Source organism: Polynucleobacter sphagniphilus (assembly GCF_001953355.1).
Classification (GTDB): domain Bacteria; phylum Pseudomonadota; class Gammaproteobacteria; order Burkholderiales; family Burkholderiaceae; genus Polynucleobacter; species Polynucleobacter sphagniphilus.
This window is the reverse complement of record NZ_MPIY01000005.1, coordinates 1-20,171: the sequence shown is the minus strand read 5'-3', so window position 1 is coordinate 20,171 and position 20,171 is coordinate 1. Positions and strand designations below refer to the sequence as shown.

Below are 20,171 nucleotides of genomic sequence, written 5' to 3'. Positions count from 1 at the left end.
GGGTTGGATATACAAAATAATGAATCCATTCTAATCAGAGCCCAGATTTAAATTGCTAGCTTGACGCCTTTCGATGGATGACTTCAGTAATGCGGCACAACGAAAAATACCATGAGCAAATTTGCCGTAAGGCAATGATATGAAAAGCGCCGATATCACACCCAGATGAATTGCCAATAAATTTACCATTGCAGGGCTATCACGCCAGATCAACAAGGCTAAACCGGTAAATCCCGATAAAAATAAGAGCGTAATGAATACCCAATCCATTGGGCGTTGACGCACATCCCCATGTTGGTCATGGCGACGCAGGTTCAGCCAAAGAAGACCAGCAGGTCCGATGAGCAAACCAATACCTCCAGCAATACCCAATAAAACTGGCAGACTCAGCACAGGATAAGGTGCATCCCACTTCAGAACATAGTGATACATGGTGGCAACTGAGGTGGCTGCAAAACAAAGCATGAAACCATAGAAGGTGAAATGATGAAAGCGGCGGCGCATTAAAGTAAAGGCATCGTCTGATTCGTTACAACCCTCCCCATGACCGCCATCAAGGTATTTCAGGGTTAATGCGTTGGTACTGGCCTCAATTACCGCTTCCGTAGTGGCTCGATCGGTAGATATGTCTTTCCAAAAGCGCCGAACGCCTATGCCTAAAGATATCAATACAAACCCAAAAATGACTCCAAAGATGATTGCCAATACACTATGCGGGAAAACAGCATAAAAATTACCTTCCAAATGACTGGTCATTTGATTACTCGTTTGCACATGTGCTGCCAGAGAAAATATAAGTAGCGAAAATGCAAGCGTTAACGAAACGAACAAGCCATTGCGCTGATACAGGGCTCCAAGTTTTTTTGGCCAGGCATATTGGGTATAAGTTTCAAGTCGCACTCGTGCCATTGCCTGCGGAATATTGACCATAAACTCATGGGGTGGCGCATACTGGCAAGCGTGATAGCAAGCGCCACAGTTATGACAAAGGTTGGCCAAATAATTAACATCTGCTTTACTAAAATCGAGTCGCCGAGTCATCGCCGGAAAGACCGCACAAAACCCTTCACAGTAGCGGCAAGCATTACAAATCTGTAACTCACGAGCGAGTTCTGACTCATCCTCTGACATGACCTCAATCGGAATTACTATAGAAGACTTATCAAGCATGTTCATTCCTTATTTGCAAACTGGCGCGCGCCGCCTCTACTCCAGCAATCCGCCCAAACGCAGTGCCAATAGACATTCCAACGCCAGCCGTATAACCCTTACCAAGAACATTACCAGCCATCATTTCTCCGGCGGTAAATAGATTTGGGCTGGCTTGTCCGCCAAAATGAACTTGGGCACGATCATTCACCTTTAACCCCAAGTACGTAAAAGTAATTCCGGGCCGCAATGCATAACCATAATATGGCGGGCTATCAATTGGTCTAGCCCAATGCGTCTTGGGAGGTTGCAAGTTCTCGGTATGGCAATTGTCTAAAAGGGTGTGATCAAAAGTACCCTCTTTACAGGCTGCGTTGTACCTGTTCACTGTCTCAACTAGCTGCGCCTCTGGCAGTTGCAATTGAGATGCAAGTTCCTCAAGGGTATTTGCTTTTGCACCAGGAAAGACTGGTGGCATAAAACGCCCAACCGCTTTAGAGTCGATAATGGAGTAGCCAATTTGACCAGCTTGTTGAGCTACCAAACGACCCCAAATTGCATAACGCTTAGGCCAAAAATCTTCGCCCTCATCATAAAAACGCTGCGCATTGCGATTCACAACAATCCCCAACGATACGCAATCAATACGCGTGCAAATACCTCCGTCATACAAAGGTGAACGTGCATCAATAGCAACGCAGTGCGATTGCGAAGGATCACCAATGCTATCTGCACCAGCATTCAATAACGCTCTTAGCAAAACACCCTGATTGAAACGGGTACCACGAATCAGAAAATTATCAGCTGGCCATTCGCCAAGTTCATTTTGACCCCAGGCTTCACGCAACCATTCACGATTTGATTCAAAACCACCTGACGCCAGCACACAGGTTCGAGCCTCGAAACGCTCCTCTCCACTATATGCAGCAACAAACCGATCGCCATCTAACTCCACTCTATCCACAGGCGTTTCGTAACGAATGTGCACCCCCAGAGTTTCTGCGCTGCGATAATAGGCATTCACTAAAGCTTTACCGCCACCCATAAAAAAAGCATTAGTTCGCGCTACATGCAAAGCGCCAGATAAGGGTGGCTGAAATCGCACCCCATGCTTACGCATCCAAGGGCGGCAGTCTGCAGATGCACGAATCACCAGTCGAGCCAGCGCCTCATTGGTATTACCTCCAGTAACCTTTAGAAGATCCTGCCAATACTCTTCTTCCGTATAGGCATCAACCAATACATCTTCAGGGAAATCATGCATGCAGCGAAGATTGCGAGTGTGCTGAGAATTGCCGCCTCGCCATTCTTTCGGGGAGGACTCTAACAGCATTACACTTGCACCGGCCTCACGCGCCATTAGCGCAGCACATAATGCTGCATTACCCCCACCAATTACTAATACATCGACCATCTACACTCCTGATTAAAAATTTACTTTAGCAGGACAGCGTGTTCTACGATATACCAATATTGACAAGTAGTCTTCACTTTTTGTGAAGATTGTGGGAGCGTAAGCTTGCACCAGGCCAGTCACCAGCCAGAACCAATTGACGACTTACATCAGCTAACACTACACGCGCTGCAAGCCCAGCTGGTGAAAGCTCACTATCCGAAACGCTGACAATCAAGTTAGGCCGAACTGCATCCTTATCAGCTATGCGCACACTTACTAAAGAATGATTTTGGATGTGTGCCAGTGCCGCACCTGGTTGAATGGTCGCACCAAGTCCACCACGGACTGCATCCATGAGCATGGCTAATCCATCAACCTCAAGGGCAATCTGCGGGTGAGATTGGCTACCCCTAAACGCGCCATCGAGTAGCGCACGCAAGCCATGTGATCCACTTGGCAAAATGAGGGGCAACCCCCCTAACCTGGAGAGTGCTACCTTAGATCCGGAGGGCATGCCTTTCATGCTGGCATGTCCTATCAAAAAAAGGTGTTCGTCCAAAAGCGGTACAAAGCTCCAACGTTGGGTGGGAATCTCTCTAAATAAAATAGCCAGATCAATTTGTCGCCCAATCAACATCGACTCCAAATGCCCAGAAAGACTCTCTACCAAACGCAGGCGAACTTCTGGATACCGCTCTTGCATCGCCCTCAAAAAAGGGAGGCCTATTACACTCGCTGTACTGGGTGCGAGGCCAACACTCACATGGCCAGATAAGCGGGCGGAGCGCGCAGCAAGAATGGCATCATCTGCATGACGCAAAGTTAACTGAGCTTGCTGACAAAAAGCCAAACCCGCCTCGGTTGGAACAACGCCACCTGATGTGCGCACAAGCAAACGAATTGCCAACTCGCTTTCTAGTCTGCTAATTTGCTGACTAAGAGCGGATGTAACCACACCCAAGGCAAGCGCTGCCTTACCCATGCTGCCATGCTCTACAACGCTTACGAAATACTTTAATTGTTTGAGTTCCATTGAACGACATTGCCTTTTCAAATAGCTTTCACTTCAATCTCAGTGTGCACTTATCTTAACGAATGAGTAAGCGAGTTAATTAGCTACCATCATAGACATCAGCACAAATCACTATGCCATTTGTATCATCGGCAAAACGAGGCGCAATCGAAATATGAAGATCGTTGATTGCTAAATACAATCACACTTGTCTCACTAGCGCCAAATGAAATTGAGAATCGCATATACACGTAGCCATATGATGCCCCGATCACCCCGGAATAGAAACCCCTCGCGCTCATAAGCTACAAATGTAGCTGTGAAACCAATGCAGCGATTCATTTAGTTCAAGACGTTTTTTAGCTTCCATCCCCTTTAATAACTAAACTATCTATAAATTCATTTGACGAATAGCAAAAGCAAGCATAGGATGAAGCTGTGGGTTTACAGAGAATGTGTAGCCCGCACTGGCAACCGCCAGTAACTTAGTGAGCACATCTATGTGCTCGGCGTTATGAAACCTTAATCTTTCATATTCGCACAAGCCTCCCCTTAGCGGAAGGCGAAGCCCAACGGGGAAACTTGGTTGGGCTTTCTTGTTACCACAAGGCTCAAAGTAAAAATCTTGCGACTGTAAAGATGGTCATGCCAATAAAGATAGTTACCAGCATGCTTTTTGTGAATAAAAAAACGATCACTGCTGCTATTCCACCAAAGAGCTGTGGCGACCATACATTGAGCTCATAGAAGTGCGCTGTATTTTTTGTAAAAATGACCTCGGGCAGAATGATGGCAATCAAAGCCGCAGTAGGGGCATAGCGCAAAAACTCATGAATACTCTCTGAAATGTGAAACTTGTCGCCCATCAGTAAAAAAAGCCCTCTACTAATAAAGGTAATGATGATCAAACCGAAAAAAGCAAGCCATAAATCAAATCCGATCATCGCGCCCCCTTACTAATAGCACGGTCCATCCATGCAGCAGCAAGTACACCTGCAATCACTGAGCAAACAATAGTGAGGCGATAAGGCAAGTTAATAGTCAGTACGCATGTAAGAGCGGCCATCAATGCAGAAACCAATGCCGTCTTATTTTTTATGGTTGGAATGACAAGCGCCACCAGAGCAAGCGTGCCTGCAAATCCAAGACCCCATGAGCCTGGTATTTGGGTTTCAAAAGCAATCGCTAACAAAACCCCAAATTGCCATGCAAGCCAATTACCCAGAGCCAAGCCCAGAAAATAAAATAATTGTATTTCCGCTTTATTGCCATGCTTAGTTATAGGAAATTTTTCTAAAAACTTCACGAACACGATATCGCCGTTGATATAGCCAATGCCAAGCCTCTGAACAAAGGAGTATTTTTTAAAATATGGCTGAAGTGCCACACTAAAGATAATGAAGCGGGAGTTAACAATCAATGCGGTGAGCCAAATAGTCCACAATGGATAATCCCCAACAATCAAAGGGATGACTGCCAGCTGTGCTGACCCAGCATAAACCAATATATTGAACCAAAAGGTATGGGAGGCATTTAAGCCAGCAGACAACAAGGCGATATTGGTGACGATTGACCAGGCAATCAACGCTAAGGCAGGCTCTGCCATAGCCTTCAATCCCTCAAAAAAAGCGGGTGACTGCCTTACTCTCTTTAAATACATCGATGCATACTCACAGAGCTAACAATTAGAAAAGAATACTGGATTATCAAATTTCGCGGCTAACACTTATTTAAGTTAAGCTTGGCATAGCCTATGCAAAAAGTTCCACTACTTCAAATGATTCAATCTCGACCTAGATTGATATTGGCTATTTTTTTGGGAGCTACTGTTAGCTACTTACTCCCAGCCAGCCTAGCTCTTCTTCCCCTGACCCGCACCCTCATCGGCTGGAACGTCATGGTCTTGTCCTATCTAGCCCTGACTTCACAACTCATTTTTTCTAAAAATCAAGACATTAAAGAAAGAGCACTTCGTAACGATGAAGGTCAATATGTGGTGCTAGCCATGGCCATTGTTGCTGCATTCGCCTCCATTGGTGCAATCGTTGCAGAGACCATTGTTGCCAAGGGCGTTACCGGTAGCGGAAGAGTCTCTCATATTGGCTTGGCAGCCTGCACTATTGTTCTGACTTGGGCCTTTATACAGACCATGTTTGCACTACAGTACGCCCACTACTATTACCTGCCCTCTAGGGATGGAAAATTACGTGGCGGCCTCGACTTCCCGAGCACCCCCTTGCCTAACTATGGTGACTTTCTGTACTTTGCTTGCATCATTGGCACCTCGTCACAAACTGCCGATGTCAATATCTCCAGCCAGACCATGCGGCGAACGGTACTAGTGCATTGCGTACTGGCCTTCTTTTTTAATACAGCCATTTTGGCCTTGACGATCAATATCGTATCAGGGTTAATCTGAATACGCCCGCCCAAAAAGAGCCCCTGCTAATGGGGTAATATGCATTTTTGATACGCCAAACAGCGAATTGATCATTTTTACAACAAAACCATAAAGATTGATTTGCAAGGTGATTGATGGAGATCCAAAAGGTCCTTGGGCTTTTTAATGCTTAGAAATAAGCAAAAACTAATCGCATTAACTTATTAATAGGAGCAACACATGGTTTGGCAACAAATCTACAACCCAATGGGTAATATGGTCCTATCAACTCTCTTGGCAGCAGTTCCGGTTGTTGTCATGTTAGTTGGTTTGGCATTCCTGCACATGAAAGCCCACATTGCAGCAGGTTTGGGCCTTCTGAGCGCCCTGATCGTAGCAATCGTTATTTACGGTATGCCAATGGAAATGGCTAGCAAAGCAGCTCTCTTGGGTGGCCTAACTGGTCTACTACCAATTGGCTGGATTGTTCTCAATATTATTTTCTTGCACCAACTGACTGAGCAAAATGGCTCATTTAAGATCTTGCAAGATTCTATTGCTGGCATCACTGAAGATCGCCGCCTCCAGTTACTCTTAATCGCCTTTGCATTTGGCGCCTTCTTTGAAGGTGCGGCAGGATTTGGCACTCCAGTGGCGGTGACCGCTGCAATCTTGATTGGCCTTGGGTTTACACCCCTGGCTGCATCCGGCTTATCGTTAATTGCCAACACTGCACCAGTCGCATTTGGCGCCTTAGGTATTCCAATTATTACTTTAGCTAAAGTGCATGGCTACGATGTCATGGCTATCTCCGCTATGGTTGGCCGTCAATTGCCATTCTTCTCCTTCCTTGTGCCCTTCTGGCTGATCTGGGCCTTTGTTGGTCGCAAGGCAATGTGGGAAGTTTGGCCTGCTATTTTCGTAACTGGCATCAGCTTTGCAGTTTCCCAGTTCTATGTATCAAACTACATTGGACCTGAATTAGTGGACGTGATTTCTGCATTGGTTTCAATGACTGCTCTTGTATTGTTTTTGAAGGTTTGGTCACCAAAAACCATTTGGAAATCTACTACCCTCAAAAATCATGAGGCCGATGGAGGTGATGCACAGGCACCATCTATTCCACAAAAACATCCACGCGCCGATGTGATTCGCGCCTGGCTGCCTTGGATCATCTTGACTGTGCTCGTCTTTATTTGGGGCTTACCAGAAGTAAAAGCCTATATGAATGGCATCTTTGCTCCGAAATTCCCAATCGAGGGGCTGCACAATATGGTTGAAAAGGTGGCTCCTGCCGTTCCGGTGCCAACCAAAGAAGCAGCGGTATATGTCTTTGGCTTACTGTCGGCAAGTGGTACTGCCATCTTAGTTGCAGCCATCATCAGTGGTTTGTTAATGAAATACAACCCAATCAGCTTGATTGTGAACTACGGTAAAACAATTTGGTTGGTGCGTTACTCATTAATCACCATTTGCTTGATGTTGGGCTTGGGCACAGTAACCCGCTACTCTGGAACGGACACCACTTTAGGTTTGGCTTTTGCTGCAACTGGCGCCCTCTACCCCTTCTTTGGAACCTTGATGGGATGGTTGGGCACAGCCTTGACTGGCTCAGATACAGCCTCAAACGTCTTGTTTGGCGGTATGCAAAAGGTGGCTGCTGACCAATTGGGTCTGAGTCAAAACTTGATGGGAGCAGCCAACAGCTCTGGTGGCGTGATGGGCAAAATGATCGATGCACAATCGATCGTTGTAGCATCCACAGCGACTCGTTGGTTTAACCACGAAGGAACCATTCTGCGCTTTGTATTCTTCCACTCCATTGCATTAGCTTGTTTAGTAGGTATCTTGGTTACCCTGCAAGCCTATGTTTCACCATTTACCTTGATGGTGGTGAAGTAAATAGCTCAGTAGAAGAGGCCCTGAAATTTCAGGGTTGCAATAATAAAACCCTGCTAGCAATAGCGGGGTTTTTGTTTATAAGCTCCCAGCTAAATTTGCGCAGATCACCTACACTGATAGGGACTTTTAATTTTTACCCCCTGAGATCCCATGCCCACTATCTTTGAACGCGATAACGTTAATGCCTTTTGCAAACATGCTCCTATCGAAATTATTTCAACTGCCTCGGGGCCACTCAAAGGGCTATCATTCGGGGTAAAAGATAACTACGACATTGCTGGAGTTCCTACTTCATTTGGAAGTCCAGCATGGCTTCATTCTCACCCCATCCCAAACAAGACCGCTGAATTTATCGAAGCTTTGCTTCATGCTGGCGCATCACTGATTGGTAAAACCCACACCGACGAGCTTACATACAGTATCTTGGGAATGAATCCCCATTACGGGACTCCTGTTAATTGTGCGGCGCCGGATCGCGTTCCCGGGGGATCCTCTAGCGGCTCAGCTGCAGCGGTAGCAGCAGGATTGGTAGACTTTGCCATAGGATCTGATACCGGAGGCTCAGTAAGGGCACCTGCTAGCTTTTGCGGGATTTATGGTTTTAGACCGACTCATGGGTGCATTAGTCTTGCAGAGGCGCGGCCCCTAGCCAAAAGTTTTGATACCTTGGGATGGTTCTCGAGAGATGCTCAAATTCTTCTAGAGCTTGGGAAGATCTTATTAAAAGGGCCCACCCCAATCTATGAGCCTACCTTTGCTTATATAAAAGAAGCTTTCGATTTATTACCTTCAGCATTGGCCACCCAGAGCAAAGAAGCGGTTAGCAAGCACCTTAACTTGACAGACATTCCCACTATAAGTATTGGCTCGGGGCATCTAAAAGATTGGACGGAAACGTTTCGTATCCTTCAGGCTGCGGAGGCATGGAAAGAGCATGGTCAATGGGTTCAGTCTCATATTCAGGACATTGGTCCTGGCGTCAAGGAACGCTTTGAGGCGGCTAAGCTCATTAATGAGGAGCAGGTTCTCAAAGCCAAAGCCGAACAAGCGGAAATTATTTTAGCGATGCAAAAATTATTATCGGGAAATACCTTTTTAATCCTTCCCACCGTAATTGATGTGGCGCCAAAACTAAATTCCTCAATGGAGGAATTTGATGCTTTCCGAAAAAATACATTCCAATTATTGTGCATTGCCGGACTATGCGGACTTCCCCAAGTCACCCTCCCTTTGCTGCAAATTGAAGGCGCCCCTTTTGGAATCTCGATCTTGGGCAATCGCAATATGGATTTGGCACTTCTTGAGCAAATAGTTGCACCAAAATAATGAATCTAGTTACCCAGGTTCATTCAATTAAATATAGTATGTTCGACATGTATGCATCAGTGAAGAGGAAAACACTTCCATGACTAGCCTAACCCCAATCAGAGATCGCATTCCATATGCCTCGATCATCAAACGTAAGCCTTTTATTCTCCCTAAAAAAGCACGCGTTGCAGTCTGGATTATTGTTAATGTGGAGAATTGGTCCCCTGCTTTAGCAATGCCAAGAACTGTTTTATCTCCCCCGATGGGGCAACCCCTATTACCAGACGTTCCCAACTGGGCATGGCATGAGTACGGAATGCGCGTGGGCTTTTGGAGATTTCTAGAAGCCTTAGAGAGTCGCAAGATTAAGGCCACTTTCGCCGTCAACGGATCTGCTCTTACTGTATATCCTGAGGCCTGTGAAGCAGCTCGTGAGGCTGGCTGGGACTTTATGGGCCATGGGTTTGAGCAAAAGCCGATGCATAAGGTAGAAGATCAGGCTGAAGCCATAGCCAAGACGATTGCTGCAATTACTGAATTTACTGGCAAGCCGCCGCGTGGCTGGGAAAGCCCCGGTATTACAGAGACAGAAACCACCGTTGACTTACTTGCCGCTGCTGGCATAGAGTATGTCGCTGACTGGGTGCTGGATGATCAACCCGTATCAATCAAAACGGAAACCGGAAAAATTGTTTCGGTCCCCTATAGCGTTGAAATCAATGACGTGGTGATTTCTGCCGTTCAACAACATCGCTCTGATGAAATTTTCCAAAGAGGCAAAGATCAATTTGATCGACTCTATTTAGAGGGCGAGAAAATTCCACGGGTAATGGCTATATCTATTCATCCCTACCTTACTGGTGCACCGCATCGCATTAAATATTTAGAGGCATTGCTCGATTACATTCAAGCCCATAACGAGGTTCTGATTTGTACGGGAGCAGAAATTCTTGATATTTATCTAGTACAAAATAATTAACCTCAGCCATTTAATCAATTGCCATCGTAAACATGAAGGAACGACTATGAGCAACGCCAATCCAATCCCTCAAAAGCAAACCCTCCATTTGGAAAACCCAAAATGGGCATTGCTGATGTTTGTTGTTCTCTTGCTTTCTTATGTTGTCAATGCGATGGACCGTCAGTTATTTTCTGTTCTTGCCAGTGATGTTCGCAAAGCCTTGGAACTATCACTTCCACAGGTCGGCCTAGCTTCTACTGTATTTACATTGGGCATGGGGCTCGCTGGCATCCCCACAGGTTTCTTGCTCAGCAAAATGTCGCGTAAGAATGTCGTCTTACTGGGACTTGTTTTATTCTCCGTTGCCACCTACTTAACAGGGTACGCAACCACATTAACGGATTTAATTATTTACCGTTTTATCTCTGGTCTAGGTGAGGCGATGCAGCTAACTGCAATTTTGGCAATTGGCACCACCTACTTTCTTAATCATCGCGCTGTGGCGGCAAGTTCACTTAACTTTACATTTGGAATTGGGGCTATTCTGGGGCCAAACTTGGGTGCCGCCATCTTAGGCATTACAAATTGGCAAACTCCTTTTATCGTATTTGGTTTGGCAGGCCTCCCAACATTCATTTTGATTGTCCTTTTTGTCAAGCCATGGTTTAGCGAGTCCGTTGCCACCCCGAGCACCGCACAAGAAACTATTGCTGATAACGAATCCGGGGGCACTCTTTTGTCAAGAACGCCAATGATCATGGCATTGGCAACCGTTTTTGCTGGCCTCTCCATTTACGGATATTTAGGCCTATACCCAACCTACCTACGCGAAGCTTTAGGATTCACTCCAAAACAAGCGGGCTTGGCAGTCAGCTTTTATGGCGCAGGGGCTTTGCTGTCTCTCTTTGGCGGCTGGCTTGGCGATCGCTTTAACTATCAAAAACTTCTTTTTATTTCGCTACTTGTGGCCTCAATCACGGGTGGCATCTTGTTTTCAGGTATCAGTGATTCCCTGACAGTGCATATTGGGCTATCTTTCTTATTTGGCGCTTCTATCAGCGGCATGGCATACGCCAATCTTTCAGCAGGAATTATCAAATCCGTAAAGCGCTCCTATGCCTCGAAAGCGTCAGGACTGTTCGTCGCTAGCTTGTATATTCCTGCAGCATTTGCTGGCTATCTTTTGGCGGCACTCAAAGGATCATTTGGCTGGACTGGGGCTGGATTCATTCAGATTTCGCTATGCGCCATTATTGCTGCAACGTTGCCACTACTCGCAAAAAAGAAGCTAGCTTAACTAAAAAATCCTCCCTGCTCATGGGGAGGATTTTTGTTTTGTAATTCTGCACTGCAGTCTATTACTGGCCTGTCATACGCTTGGCATAGGAATCAGCATAAGCTGGTGAGCGGAACAGTAAAACGGGATCATTAGTAGGTGCAATGCCTTGTGTCATTACCAAAGGATCGAAGTTAATCTTTTCGCAAGCGCCGCCTTGTTGTGGAGAAGCTGAGCTCAAGGTCAGCACACCGGCCTTAATTTCTTTGCGATTTGCCGGCCAATAAATAGTGGGATTAGTTTGTTCATCACCAGGCTCACCAATGACAAGCATCATCTGCCAGCGCACCAGTCCTGCTTGCGTTTTAGACATGATGTCTTGGTCCAAGAAACGGGTTGGCGCTGTTTTAAGCTCTTCATCCGACAAACGCTTCACACCATCCTCCGGTACAAAGCGCCACTTGACGAGAGTGGTTTGCTGATTTTTATTAATAAATCGAAACGTATGCACGCTATAAAAATCACTATTGGCATAACTCACAACGGGATTGTTTTTTGCTAAATACTCTCCCAGCGCCTGCGCGTCTGGATGAGTTGCTTTGTAATGAGCTACCTTTTCTGGGTCAGGTTTACCGGTTGTAGGGTCTGGCGTATTTGCAATCACACCGTCGTAAAAAGAGCTGGGTGTAGCTGCGCCAAATACTGGAACATTGAGCATCGTAAAGTGCTGTCTATTTTGATTGGGCAATTCAAACTCGAGGGCCATGCCACGAGGATTTCTGGCTGTGTCTGGGATTTTTAAGCTACCACCTGCTAAGGAAAATCTACCAATCACCGGGATAGCTTTCCCGGAAAACAAAGGTGATGTGGTGTAAGCCTGAACACTTTTATTACCAACAAAAGATCCGGCAACGCAGACACCATTAATATGATTGCGCCTCTGACCCGGATTCACACCAAATTGGTTTTCAATAGCGCCCACTACCTGATCAGGCGTCACACTTTCTTGGGCATAGGAAAAGGTGGGGGCTAATAGGGCCGCTCCAATAAAACAAGCAGCCTTTTTCTTGAACTTCAAATTTGTCTCCTCCACATATATTTGTAGATCGACACAGCATACTGTCTTTTGCGTAAACTCAAATAAGGGCATACCCTCTCACACCAAATAAAAAGCCACCCTCAGGTGACTTTTTCTAATGCCGTACTGCAACATTTCATTTACGTTTATTAACAGCGTCCTTAAACGCTTTACCAGCAGTAAATTTCACTGTCTTGGCTGCGGGAATCTTGATTTCTGCACCAGTAGCTGGATTGCGCCCAAGGCGCGCTGCACGCTTGCCGGACTTAAATGCGCCAAAACCAATCAACTGGACATCATCACCCTTGGTAACGGCCTTAATAATATGAGCAATTACTGCGCTCAGGGCACGATCAGCAGATGCTTTAGAAAGATCAGCATCACTAGCAATTTTTTCAACCAACTCAGATTTATTCATTTTTTATCAACCCTCTTTTGAACAACACATTATTAATGGCTTTAAAACTCATTTATAGCTCTATTGATAAGTGACAATCTTGACCAAAATCAAGTTCCTGAGCGGCTAAAACTAAAGTTCTAATTGAGATAAAAGAGACTTGATAAAGGTCAGGGACATTTTGATCCCCTATCTGTATATTCACGCACATTCATTCTGAATGAAATAGCCAGCTAATCGGCTTTGGCACGCCCAACAAAAAACGGGGTTTTGCGATAAGATCCCAAGCTTTATCACTAAAAACAGGTATATATACACTATGAATGCACCGCAACCCTTTGAATCTAAAGAAGATATTGGTCACTATGTGGGTGGCAAAGTAGTCAACCCAACAGAGGGTCGCTTTGCTGATGTATTTAATCCAAGCACTGGCAAAGTAGCCCGTCGCGTGGCCCTCGCTAGCCGCAAAGAGGTTGATGCAGTTGTTGCAAACGCTCAAACCGCTTTTGAGAGCTGGAGCCAAACATCTCCACTGCGCCGTGCGCGCATTATGTTCAAGTATTTAGAGTTACTCAATGCCAAGCGTGATGAGTTAGCCGCCATCATTACTGCGGAACATGGCAAGGTATTTACCGATGCCCAAGGTGAAGTAACCCGCGGCATTGAAATTGTTGAATTTGCCACTGGTATCCCTGAGCTACTTAAAGGCGACTATACCGAGCAAGTATCAACCGGGATTGATAACTGGGTCATGCGTCAGCCTTTAGGTGTTGTTGCTGGTGTTACTCCATTTAACTTCCCAGTAATGGTGCCAATGTGGATGTTCCCTGTGGCGATTGCTTGTGGCAACACTTTCATCCTCAAGCCCAGCCCAACCGACCCTACGGCTTCACTCTTTATGGCCAAGCTTTTAAAAGAAGCTGGTCTACCTGATGGCGTATTTAACGTTGTACAAGGTGATAAAGAGGCGGTGGATGCCTTAATCGAAAACCCAGATGTGAAAGCTGTTAGCTTTGTTGGCTCTACACCTATTGCCAATTACATCTATGAGCGTTGCGCACATTTTGGTAAGCGCTCCCAAGCTTTGGGTGGCGCTAAGAACCATATGGTCATCATGCCGGATGCCGACATGGATAAAGCAATTGACGCTTTGATTGGCGCCGCATACGGCTCTGCTGGAGAGCGTTGCATGGCAATCTCTGTAGCGGTATTGGTAGGTGATGCTGCTGACAAAATCATGCCAAAACTGATTGAGCGTACTAAGACTCTCAAAGTGAAGAATGGCATGGAGCTCGATGCTGAGATGGGCCCTATCGTTACCAAAGCTGCACTTGAGCGCATTACTGGCTATATAGAAAGCGGCGTTGCTTCTGGCGCCAAACTCTTGGTAGATGGCCGCGGTCTTAAAGTACCCGGTCATGAAGATGGCTTCTTTATTGGCGGTACCCTATTTGATAACGTTACCCCTGATATGAAGATTTACCTCGAAGAAATCTTCGGACCAGTATTGTCTTGCTTGCGTGTAGCCAACTTTACCGAAGCCTTGAAACTAGTGAACTCTTGCGAATTTGGTAACGGTGTTGCTTGCTTTACTAGCGATGGCAATATTGCTCGCGAATTTGCCCGCCGCGTACAAGTCGGCATGGTTGGTATTAACGTACCTATCCCAGTTCCAATGGCTTGGCATGGTTTTGGCGGTTGGAAGAAGTCCCTCTTTGGTGATATGCATGCCTACGGTAAAGAAGGCGTACGTTTCTATACCAAGCAAAAGAGTGTCATGCAGCGTTGGCCAGAGAGTATTGCCAAAGGCGCTGAGTTTGTAATGCCGACTTCGAAGTAATTGAGATCGACATTTCTTTCTAATATAAGCGGAGACAAAAAATGGAAGTTATAGGAATTTTTGCCAGTTTAGTTTTATTGATTTACTTTGCATATAAGGGGTATTCAGTTATCTTTTTTGCCCCTATATTTGCTTTGATTGCGGCATTCTCACAAGGATTGCCAGTAATGCCAACTTACACCGAGCTGTTTATGGTGAAGGCGGCGATCTACGTCAAAAACTTCTTCCCTGTATTTATGCTTGGCGCTATTTTCGGCAAAGTGATGGAAGAAAGCGGTATGGCGCAATCCATTGCGAGCGCAATTATTAAGTCTTTAGGGCCAAAGCGTGCAGTGCTCTCAACCGTTCTTTCTGCTGCCATCTTGACTTATGGTGGCGTCAGCATGTTCGTGGTTGTATTTGCCGTATACCCTTTTGCTGCCGCTTTATTTAAGCAAGCGGATATTCCAAAGAAGTTTGTACCTGCCAGCATCGTATTAGGGGCATTCACCTTCCTGGTTCACCACAAATCCAAAACATTATTCCAACTAAGTTTTTTGGAACCAGTGTTTATTCTGGGCCAACCCTAGGTATTACTGTTGCAATCATCATGTTTGTAACCGGCATGATGTGGTTAACCTATCGTGTTAATCAAGCCCATGCAAATGGTGAAGGCTATGGTGCACATACCATTAACGAGCCAAGCCCACGCGATGAAGCATTGCCATCATGGCATTTATCCATACTGCCTTTGTTGACAGTATTGGTAGTGAACTACATTGGTAACAATGTATTTCCTTGGGATCCAGATTCATTGGCGCCGATTGTGGCGATGAAATTACCATTGACGGCTACTGCTCTTAAGAATGTCATTAGTATTTGGTCCTTAATTATTGCCGTTGCTTGCGGTATTGTGGTGTCAATCGCTCTCGGCTTTAATCGCATCTCCAAAGGCGGTATTAGCAGAGCGATTAGTCTTGGTGCAGTGGGCTCATTATTGGCAGTCATGAACGTCGCTTCCGAAGTTGGTTATGGCAACGTGATTGCTGCCCTGCCTGGGTTTAACACTATTGCTCATAGCGTCATGAATATGAACTGGGGTGATGGTCCTTTGGCATCCATGGCTGTGACCATCAATATCATTTGCGGTATTACCGGCTCAGCATCTGGCGGCGTGTCCATTGCACTTGATCTGTTTAGCAAGTTTTGGTTAGATTGGGCGCAAACTGTCAATATGTCACCAGAAATCTTGGGTCGCTTTGCCTCTATCGCATCAGGCGGTTTCGATACTGGCCCACACAATGGCGCCATCATCACCCTCTTGGCAGTCTGCGGTTTGACACACAAGCAATCCTATCCAGATATCTTTGCAATGACTGTCTTGAAGATCTTGATGGTTGGAGTTGCGCTTGGATTTGTTGCAATTTTTGGGTTCGCTTAATCACCCATGATTACCGTGAGATAGGTTCTCACGGAGTAGTAAACACGAAGCCCCTGGATGTAGATTCAGGGGCTTTTTCTATATCCAATAAATTATCTTTAATTGCGGTTTACTGATCTTCCTCCACTACCGCCCACGTGCTATCACCTAATTTTTTGACTGCCATGGAGTACACCCAGTTATCAGGGATTCCACAACTCCAATCCTTCGGTCCGTTTTGAATGAGAAGATGCGTGGCATTTCTTTGATCATAGTAAAGATGATAGGTTTTACCGTGTAAGGGATTAAAACTAAACTTAGAGCGATGAACCATCTCAGTAGCATCAAGGCGCGCTTGCAAAGCCCTCGCCTGTCTCATGAGGACTTCAGCCTGCTCCATAATGCGATCGTATTCAAGCTTTGCATTTTGCCTAGCAACATTAACCGCTTTATCTTTTTCTTCGACGACTTTAATCGGTGCAAATACGGGCGCTCCAACCTCCATCGGGTATTCAATACCAGCATGCCTTGCGGGATCTTTATCTTCAATTCTCACAAAAACTCCTAATTCAATTTATATGGGTGTCCATATTTACCCAATTTTGGGTCAATATAAGTCGTCTTCACTGGACCCATCCCCATAATCTGGACCTCAACCGGCTCCTTCAGTGACCCATCAAAATGGACTGCATTAGCAGGATGAAACATGACACTGCCTGCCGGCATGGGGATCGTGCTCTTTGGATCCCAAGCGCCATCCGTACCAGAATACCAAGTTCCTTTAATTACAGTTACCCAACGATCTTGATCGTGAGAATGCGGTGTGCTCATCACCCCTGCAGGAAAAATATTGCGCATGATGTAGATCCCAGGCTTACTTGGGTCACCAAACAGTATGACTGTCTTTAGGCCACTCTCGCTATCTTTCCATGGAATCTCACTCGGCGTCATGGTGACAAATCCACCTGGATGGATTACTTGGGCGCCAACAGTAAAGACTGCCCCGCAGAAGATCGTACCAATCAAATACTTTACAACTCCTGTTTTATTCATCAACATGTTCCTTTGCATGGGTCCATCAATTAAGGCTTATAAAAACTCAAGGTTACTTCACCCAGTTCAATACCAAATTTACTCATCTTGGCTTTATTAAGCATCACCTTGGGCGTCACCAAATACATCCAATCATCAAATTGCACGTGGTAAGTTGTGCCATCCACGGGAAGGGCCAAGGTATAGGCCCAATGCAAGGCATTCCCCGCGGACTCACCTTTAGCTACCCCAACAACATCATCTGCGGTACCAGTAAATTGACCTGGGGCTGTCTCAGTTAGCCGCCATATACGCTTTTGCGTTGTGCCATCAGAATACTCAAAACTCTCATCCAGGGTACCTACTTTTTTTCCCTGAACCACCTCCCAGTTCGACTGAATTAACACGGTAAAACGCTTTTTAACCTCCCCACTGCGATCAGTAAAGATGCCATAGGCATGAATCGTTCCGGAAAAAAATTGACTTAAATCTAGCTCGGGCTTTTGATCAGCATATTGCACAACCGCAGGACTAGAGCAGCCACCCAACAATAGGGTCATACAGAAACCTAAGGCAATTTGACGTAAGTGTATTTTCATAAATCAACAAGCCTCATTAATTAAAGGTGGAGGGCAGCTTTGTCCGAGCAATTGATTGCGCAATTTAGGTGCGCTGGTATTGGGGTCGAGCCAAATACTAAAAAAGGCTTTAGCAAATTGGGTATCGGGTATTTCGCCAAGTTGCTTACCCTCATGAAAGAATACAGTACCCTGTTTTGGCAAATAGATCGCAGTTAAAGATTGGCCACGTTCAACATTGGGGAAGATCGTCGCAAGTTGCTTACCCCAAAGATCAGCTTGCTGCGCTGGAACACCTAAACCCTCCATCTCTTGCGTTACTCTTTTGGCAATTGCAGGGCCTGAAAAAGATCTTAGATAACGGATATCCAATGCAAATTCTGGCGCGCTTACGTTGTTACTGCGGTAGAGCTTCGCATCATAGACATCAAACCCCCAATAAGTAAATTTACCAGCGCCCTGTAACTTTGCTTGATTTAATAGTGCATGAATAAAAGAGGCATCTTGAGAGTAAGCAGGCGTATTCATGCCCAGCGCAATGCAGAGTATTGAAGTTAAAACTGCAATGAGTCTTTTCATCTCATTTCCTGTTGTTCGTCCTATTTACCAGCCATAAGGCGCCTGGACCAAAGATTTTAGAGATAGCATGTCGATTTCTAGCAAAGAAACCATAGCCTAGTTGCAGCAACGGTTGAAGCGCCTTTTGCGAAAACACCCAAGCCAAAAAAGGCAGATCCGCCCGTCGGTAGGCCTCTGAAAAAACTGACACGCCATTAATCAATTCACCATTAGCATATTGACCATACATTGATGCCAAAGCTTGGTCGCATGAGACACCCGTTGTGTGCGGATCATAAAATTGCGAGTTGATGTCCACAAAATCGAGCAGCCCCGCATTATTTCTGCGAGACAAAAAAGTGATTTCAGCCTGACACAAAGGGCAAGCGCCATCATAAAAAAGGCTTAGTTTTTGCAGTTCCTGGCTCATCAAGCAAGTTTAAGACTTATTCAATAAACTAGCAGGCGATACCTCACCGGCCAAACAATCCATGGGATTACTTCCCCACCCCTTTCGTGCACTAGTCATTGGATCCTCTGGAACCATTGGATCTGCATTTATGGAGCTGCTGCAAAATAACCCCTCCTGCTCAATGGTTGTGGGAATAAGCCGCCAATCTGCACCCTCGATTGATTATCAGATACCTGAATCGATTGAGCTCGCAGCCAAGGCTTTAGCCTCCAAAGCACCTTTTCAACTCATTATCAATACGATTGGCGTCCTTCATAGCGCCGACTGGATGCCAGAAAAGAAGCTGGATGATCTCAATGCAGATCAACTGAGCGAACTCATGAAAATCAATGCGATTGGGCCAGCCCTGACTATTCGTCATTTTTCAAAACTCCTCGACAGTCAACATAGCATCATGGCCACCCTGTCTGCCAAAGTTGGCAGCATCGAAGATAACCGTCTTGGTGGGTGGTATGGCTATCGCGCCTCAAAAGCTGCCCTAAATATGTTAATCAAAACTGCAGCAATTGAATTGGGCAGAATTAAACCCAATACAGCCTTGGTTGCATTGCATCCAGGCACGGTGAACTCCAGACTATCCAAGCTTTTTAAGGGGGAGCAAATTGGCCGCCCCGCTTTGGATGCCGTCAGTGATCTTTTCAAAGTGATCGAAAGTATTGAAAAACAAGACTCCGGAAGTTTTTTATCATATTCCGGCGAAAAACTACCTTGGTAAAGATATGAATATTGCTCCCACCCTAAATGTGTATGGCCAGCCACTAGTCCCTTGCTCATTCGACCCTCTTACCGGCTTCTTTCGCGATGGCTGTTGCAACACGGGTGTTGATGATGCTGGCAGTCATTTGGTCTGCGCAGTTGTCAGTGATGCGTTCTTGCAATTTAGCCTGAGCAAAGGCAATGACCTCATCACACCAAGACCGGAGTACGGCTTTCCTGGCTTATGCGCTGGCGACCAGTGGTGCTTATGCGTCAATCGCTGGATTGAGGCGATGGAAATGCACTGTGCGCCGCAAATTAAATTAGAGAGTACGCATTTCAATGTCCTCGAAAAAATCAGCCTCGAAGTTTTAGAAACCTATTCATTCGCACAATAAATCAAGCAATTACAGCCTTCAGGTAATATGACCCCCAATGAATCAGATCCTATCCATTTCCCACCTATCAAAAATCTATCAGTCTGGCTTTCAGGCCCTCAAAGACATCAATCTTGAAATTGCTAAAGGCGAAATCTTTGCCCTACTTGGTCAAAATGGTGCTGGCAAAACAACCCTCATTAGCATTATTTGCGGAATTGTGAACCCTAGCTCTGGCCGAGTATTGGTTGACGGGAAGAACATCATTGGCAATTACAAAGAGGCGCGCTCCTTAATTGGTCTTGTTCCACAGGAACTGTCTACCGATTCCTTCGAAACTGTCTGGAATACCGTCGTATT

At 45.7% G+C, this 20,171-nt stretch carries 23 protein-coding genes; 11 read left to right on the top strand and 12 right to left on the bottom strand.

Annotated elements, in window-relative coordinates; genetic code table 11:
* Nucleotides 1-30 precede the first annotated feature (30 nt).
* The 5 genes from tcuB to BOQ04_RS06420 form a co-directional block, all read right to left on the bottom strand.
* On the bottom strand, nucleotides 31-1,170 hold the full coding sequence (gene tcuB, locus BOQ04_RS06440) for a tricarballylate utilization 4Fe-4S protein TcuB (protein ID WP_269844385.1): 1,140 nt from the start codon (nucleotides 1,168-1,170) through the stop codon (nucleotides 31-33).
* Nucleotides 1,163-2,563 (bottom strand): FAD-dependent tricarballylate dehydrogenase TcuA, encoded by a 1,401-nt coding sequence (tcuA, locus tag BOQ04_RS06435; protein WP_076023951.1) that lies wholly within the window; start codon nucleotides 2,561-2,563, stop codon nucleotides 1,163-1,165. The genes tcuB and tcuA overlap by 8 nt, the downstream gene beginning before the upstream one ends.
* 73 nt (nucleotides 2,564-2,636) lie before the next feature.
* A complete protein-coding gene (locus BOQ04_RS06430; protein WP_076023950.1) occupies nucleotides 2,637-3,578 on the bottom strand; it encodes a LysR family transcriptional regulator in 942 nt (313 codons plus the stop codon).
* A 590-nt stretch (nucleotides 3,579-4,168) separates the two neighbouring features.
* Complete coding sequence (locus tag BOQ04_RS06425) at nucleotides 4,169-4,501, bottom strand: AzlD domain-containing protein (RefSeq protein WP_076023949.1); 333 nt, start codon at nucleotides 4,499-4,501, stop codon at nucleotides 4,169-4,171.
* On the bottom strand, nucleotides 4,498-5,163 hold the full coding sequence (locus BOQ04_RS06420) for an AzlC family ABC transporter permease (RefSeq protein ID WP_158025481.1): 666 nt from the start codon (nucleotides 5,161-5,163) through the stop codon (nucleotides 4,498-4,500). The genes BOQ04_RS06425 and BOQ04_RS06420 overlap by 4 nt, the downstream gene beginning before the upstream one ends.
* A 147-nt stretch (nucleotides 5,164-5,310) precedes the next feature.
* On the opposite strand from BOQ04_RS06420, the gene BOQ04_RS06415 reads away from it, so the two are divergent.
* The 5 genes from BOQ04_RS06415 to BOQ04_RS06395 all read left to right on the top strand — a co-directional run bounded on the left by BOQ04_RS06415 (nucleotide 5,311) and on the right by BOQ04_RS06395 (nucleotide 11,405).
* A complete protein-coding gene (locus tag BOQ04_RS06415; protein ID WP_076023947.1) occupies nucleotides 5,311-5,976 on the top strand; it encodes a DUF1345 domain-containing protein in 666 nt (221 codons plus the stop codon).
* A gap of 201 nt (nucleotides 5,977-6,177) precedes the next feature.
* Nucleotides 6,178-7,839, top strand: coding sequence for an L-lactate permease (locus BOQ04_RS06410; RefSeq protein ID WP_076023946.1), 1,662 nt, complete (start codon nucleotides 6,178-6,180; stop codon nucleotides 7,837-7,839).
* A 150-nt stretch (nucleotides 7,840-7,989) separates the two neighbouring features.
* The gene (locus tag BOQ04_RS06405) at nucleotides 7,990-9,165 is read left to right on the top strand and encodes an amidase (protein WP_076023945.1); all 1,176 of its coding nucleotides are present in this window, start codon (nucleotides 7,990-7,992) and stop codon (nucleotides 9,163-9,165) included.
* 79 nt (nucleotides 9,166-9,244) lie between these two features.
* The gene (locus BOQ04_RS06400) at nucleotides 9,245-10,126 is read left to right on the top strand and encodes a polysaccharide deacetylase family protein (RefSeq protein ID WP_076023944.1); all 882 of its coding nucleotides are present in this window, start codon (nucleotides 9,245-9,247) and stop codon (nucleotides 10,124-10,126) included.
* Nucleotides 10,127-10,172: 46 nt separating this feature from the next.
* The gene (locus BOQ04_RS06395) at nucleotides 10,173-11,405 is read left to right on the top strand and encodes an MFS transporter (protein ID WP_076023943.1); all 1,233 of its coding nucleotides are present in this window, start codon (nucleotides 10,173-10,175) and stop codon (nucleotides 11,403-11,405) included.
* Nucleotides 11,406-11,466: 61 nt separating this feature from the next.
* Here BOQ04_RS06395 and BOQ04_RS06390 read toward each other — a convergent pair whose 3' ends face one another.
* Both BOQ04_RS06390 and BOQ04_RS06385 read right to left on the bottom strand, forming a co-directional pair.
* Nucleotides 11,467-12,462, bottom strand: a complete 996-nt coding sequence (locus BOQ04_RS06390; RefSeq protein WP_076023970.1) for a catalase family peroxidase — start codon at nucleotides 12,460-12,462, stop codon at nucleotides 11,467-11,469.
* 136 nt (nucleotides 12,463-12,598) lie between these two features.
* A complete protein-coding gene (locus BOQ04_RS06385; RefSeq protein WP_076023942.1) occupies nucleotides 12,599-12,880 on the bottom strand; it encodes an HU family DNA-binding protein in 282 nt (93 codons plus the stop codon).
* 298 nt (nucleotides 12,881-13,178) lie between these two features.
* Between BOQ04_RS06385 and BOQ04_RS06380 the strand changes: the two genes are divergently transcribed.
* Genes BOQ04_RS06380 through BOQ04_RS10835 form a run of 3 tightly spaced genes read left to right on the top strand, consistent with a single transcriptional unit; the run spans nucleotide 13,179 to nucleotide 16,119 of the window.
* Nucleotides 13,179-14,699, top strand: coding sequence for a CoA-acylating methylmalonate-semialdehyde dehydrogenase (locus tag BOQ04_RS06380; protein WP_076023941.1), 1,521 nt, complete (start codon nucleotides 13,179-13,181; stop codon nucleotides 14,697-14,699).
* A 41-nt stretch (nucleotides 14,700-14,740) separates the two neighbouring features.
* Complete coding sequence (locus BOQ04_RS10840; RefSeq protein ID WP_198929299.1) at nucleotides 14,741-15,268, top strand: GntP family permease; 528 nt, start codon at nucleotides 14,741-14,743, stop codon at nucleotides 15,266-15,268.
* Between the two features lie 20 nt (nucleotides 15,269-15,288).
* Complete coding sequence (locus BOQ04_RS10835) at nucleotides 15,289-16,119, top strand: GntP family permease (RefSeq protein WP_198929298.1); 831 nt, start codon at nucleotides 15,289-15,291, stop codon at nucleotides 16,117-16,119.
* 109 nt (nucleotides 16,120-16,228) lie between these two features.
* On the opposite strand, the gene BOQ04_RS06370 is transcribed toward BOQ04_RS10835, so the two are convergent.
* The 5 genes from BOQ04_RS06370 to BOQ04_RS06350 are packed head-to-tail and all read right to left on the bottom strand — an operon-like array spanning nucleotide 16,229 to nucleotide 18,696.
* Nucleotides 16,229-16,654: a DUF2452 domain-containing protein gene (locus BOQ04_RS06370; RefSeq protein WP_076023940.1), complete on the bottom strand. Its 426-nt coding sequence runs from the start codon at nucleotides 16,652-16,654 to the stop codon at nucleotides 16,229-16,231.
* Between the two features lie 8 nt (nucleotides 16,655-16,662).
* The gene (locus BOQ04_RS06365) at nucleotides 16,663-17,151 is read right to left on the bottom strand and encodes a cupin domain-containing protein (RefSeq protein WP_076023939.1); all 489 of its coding nucleotides are present in this window, start codon (nucleotides 17,149-17,151) and stop codon (nucleotides 16,663-16,665) included.
* 29 nt (nucleotides 17,152-17,180) lie between these two features.
* The gene (locus tag BOQ04_RS06360) at nucleotides 17,181-17,729 is read right to left on the bottom strand and encodes a DUF3833 domain-containing protein (RefSeq protein WP_076023938.1); all 549 of its coding nucleotides are present in this window, start codon (nucleotides 17,727-17,729) and stop codon (nucleotides 17,181-17,183) included.
* Nucleotides 17,730-17,732: 3 nt separating this feature from the next.
* A complete protein-coding gene (locus tag BOQ04_RS06355; RefSeq protein ID WP_083657541.1) occupies nucleotides 17,733-18,287 on the bottom strand; it encodes a chalcone isomerase family protein in 555 nt (184 codons plus the stop codon).
* Nucleotide 18,288: 1 nt separating this feature from the next.
* Entirely contained in the window at nucleotides 18,289-18,696 is a 408-nt protein-coding gene (locus BOQ04_RS06350; RefSeq protein WP_076023937.1) for a thiol-disulfide oxidoreductase DCC family protein, read from the bottom strand.
* 61 nt (nucleotides 18,697-18,757) lie between these two features.
* Between BOQ04_RS06350 and BOQ04_RS06345 the strand changes: the two genes are divergently transcribed.
* The 3 genes from BOQ04_RS06345 to BOQ04_RS06335 form a co-directional block, all read left to right on the top strand.
* Nucleotides 18,758-19,453, top strand: a complete 696-nt coding sequence (locus BOQ04_RS06345) for an SDR family oxidoreductase (RefSeq protein ID WP_076023936.1) — start codon at nucleotides 18,758-18,760, stop codon at nucleotides 19,451-19,453.
* Nucleotides 19,454-19,457: 4 nt separating this feature from the next.
* Nucleotides 19,458-19,832, top strand: a complete 375-nt coding sequence (locus BOQ04_RS06340; RefSeq protein WP_076023935.1) for a DUF2237 family protein — start codon at nucleotides 19,458-19,460, stop codon at nucleotides 19,830-19,832.
* A gap of 37 nt (nucleotides 19,833-19,869) precedes the next feature.
* Nucleotides 19,870-20,171, top strand: a 302-nt coding sequence (locus BOQ04_RS06335) for an ATP-binding cassette domain-containing protein (protein WP_143742160.1), incomplete at its 3' end; no start/stop codon positions are given.

Coding starts and splice junctions, on each gene's coding strand:
- BOQ04_RS10840 (WP_198929299.1), top strand. CDS start 14,741: ATGGAAGTTATAGGAATTTTTGCCAGTTTAGTTTTATTGATTTACTTT.
- tcuB (WP_269844385.1), bottom strand. CDS start 1,170: ATGCTTGATAAGTCTTCTATAGTAATTCCGATTGAGGTCATGTCAGAG.
- BOQ04_RS06415 (WP_076023947.1), top strand. CDS start 5,311: ATGCAAAAAGTTCCACTACTTCAAATGATTCAATCTCGACCTAGATTG.
- BOQ04_RS06400 (WP_076023944.1), top strand. CDS start 9,245: ATGACTAGCCTAACCCCAATCAGAGATCGCATTCCATATGCCTCGATC.
- tcuA (WP_076023951.1), bottom strand. CDS start 2,563: ATGGTCGATGTATTAGTAATTGGTGGGGGTAATGCAGCATTATGTGCT.
- BOQ04_RS06405 (WP_076023945.1), top strand. CDS start 7,990: ATGCCCACTATCTTTGAACGCGATAACGTTAATGCCTTTTGCAAACAT.
- BOQ04_RS06340 (WP_076023935.1), top strand. CDS start 19,458: ATGAATATTGCTCCCACCCTAAATGTGTATGGCCAGCCACTAGTCCCT.
- BOQ04_RS06425 (WP_076023949.1), bottom strand. CDS start 4,501: ATGATCGGATTTGATTTATGGCTTGCTTTTTTCGGTTTGATCATCATT.
- BOQ04_RS06345 (WP_076023936.1), top strand. CDS start 18,758: ATGGGATTACTTCCCCACCCCTTTCGTGCACTAGTCATTGGATCCTCT.
- BOQ04_RS06430 (WP_076023950.1), bottom strand. CDS start 3,578: ATGGAACTCAAACAATTAAAGTATTTCGTAAGCGTTGTAGAGCATGGC.
- BOQ04_RS06380 (WP_076023941.1), top strand. CDS start 13,179: ATGAATGCACCGCAACCCTTTGAATCTAAAGAAGATATTGGTCACTAT.
- BOQ04_RS06395 (WP_076023943.1), top strand. CDS start 10,173: ATGAGCAACGCCAATCCAATCCCTCAAAAGCAAACCCTCCATTTGGAA.
- BOQ04_RS10835 (WP_198929298.1), top strand. CDS start 15,289: ATGTTTGTAACCGGCATGATGTGGTTAACCTATCGTGTTAATCAAGCC.
- BOQ04_RS06355 (WP_083657541.1), bottom strand. CDS start 18,287: ATGAAAAGACTCATTGCAGTTTTAACTTCAATACTCTGCATTGCGCTG.
- BOQ04_RS06350 (WP_076023937.1), bottom strand. CDS start 18,696: ATGAGCCAGGAACTGCAAAAACTAAGCCTTTTTTATGATGGCGCTTGC.
- BOQ04_RS06360 (WP_076023938.1), bottom strand. CDS start 17,729: ATGAAAATACACTTACGTCAAATTGCCTTAGGTTTCTGTATGACCCTA.
- BOQ04_RS06385 (WP_076023942.1), bottom strand. CDS start 12,880: ATGAATAAATCTGAGTTGGTTGAAAAAATTGCTAGTGATGCTGATCTT.
- BOQ04_RS06420 (WP_158025481.1), bottom strand. CDS start 5,163: ATGGCAGAGCCTGCCTTAGCGTTGATTGCCTGGTCAATCGTCACCAAT.
- BOQ04_RS06410 (WP_076023946.1), top strand. CDS start 6,178: ATGGTTTGGCAACAAATCTACAACCCAATGGGTAATATGGTCCTATCA.
- BOQ04_RS06365 (WP_076023939.1), bottom strand. CDS start 17,151: ATGAATAAAACAGGAGTTGTAAAGTATTTGATTGGTACGATCTTCTGC.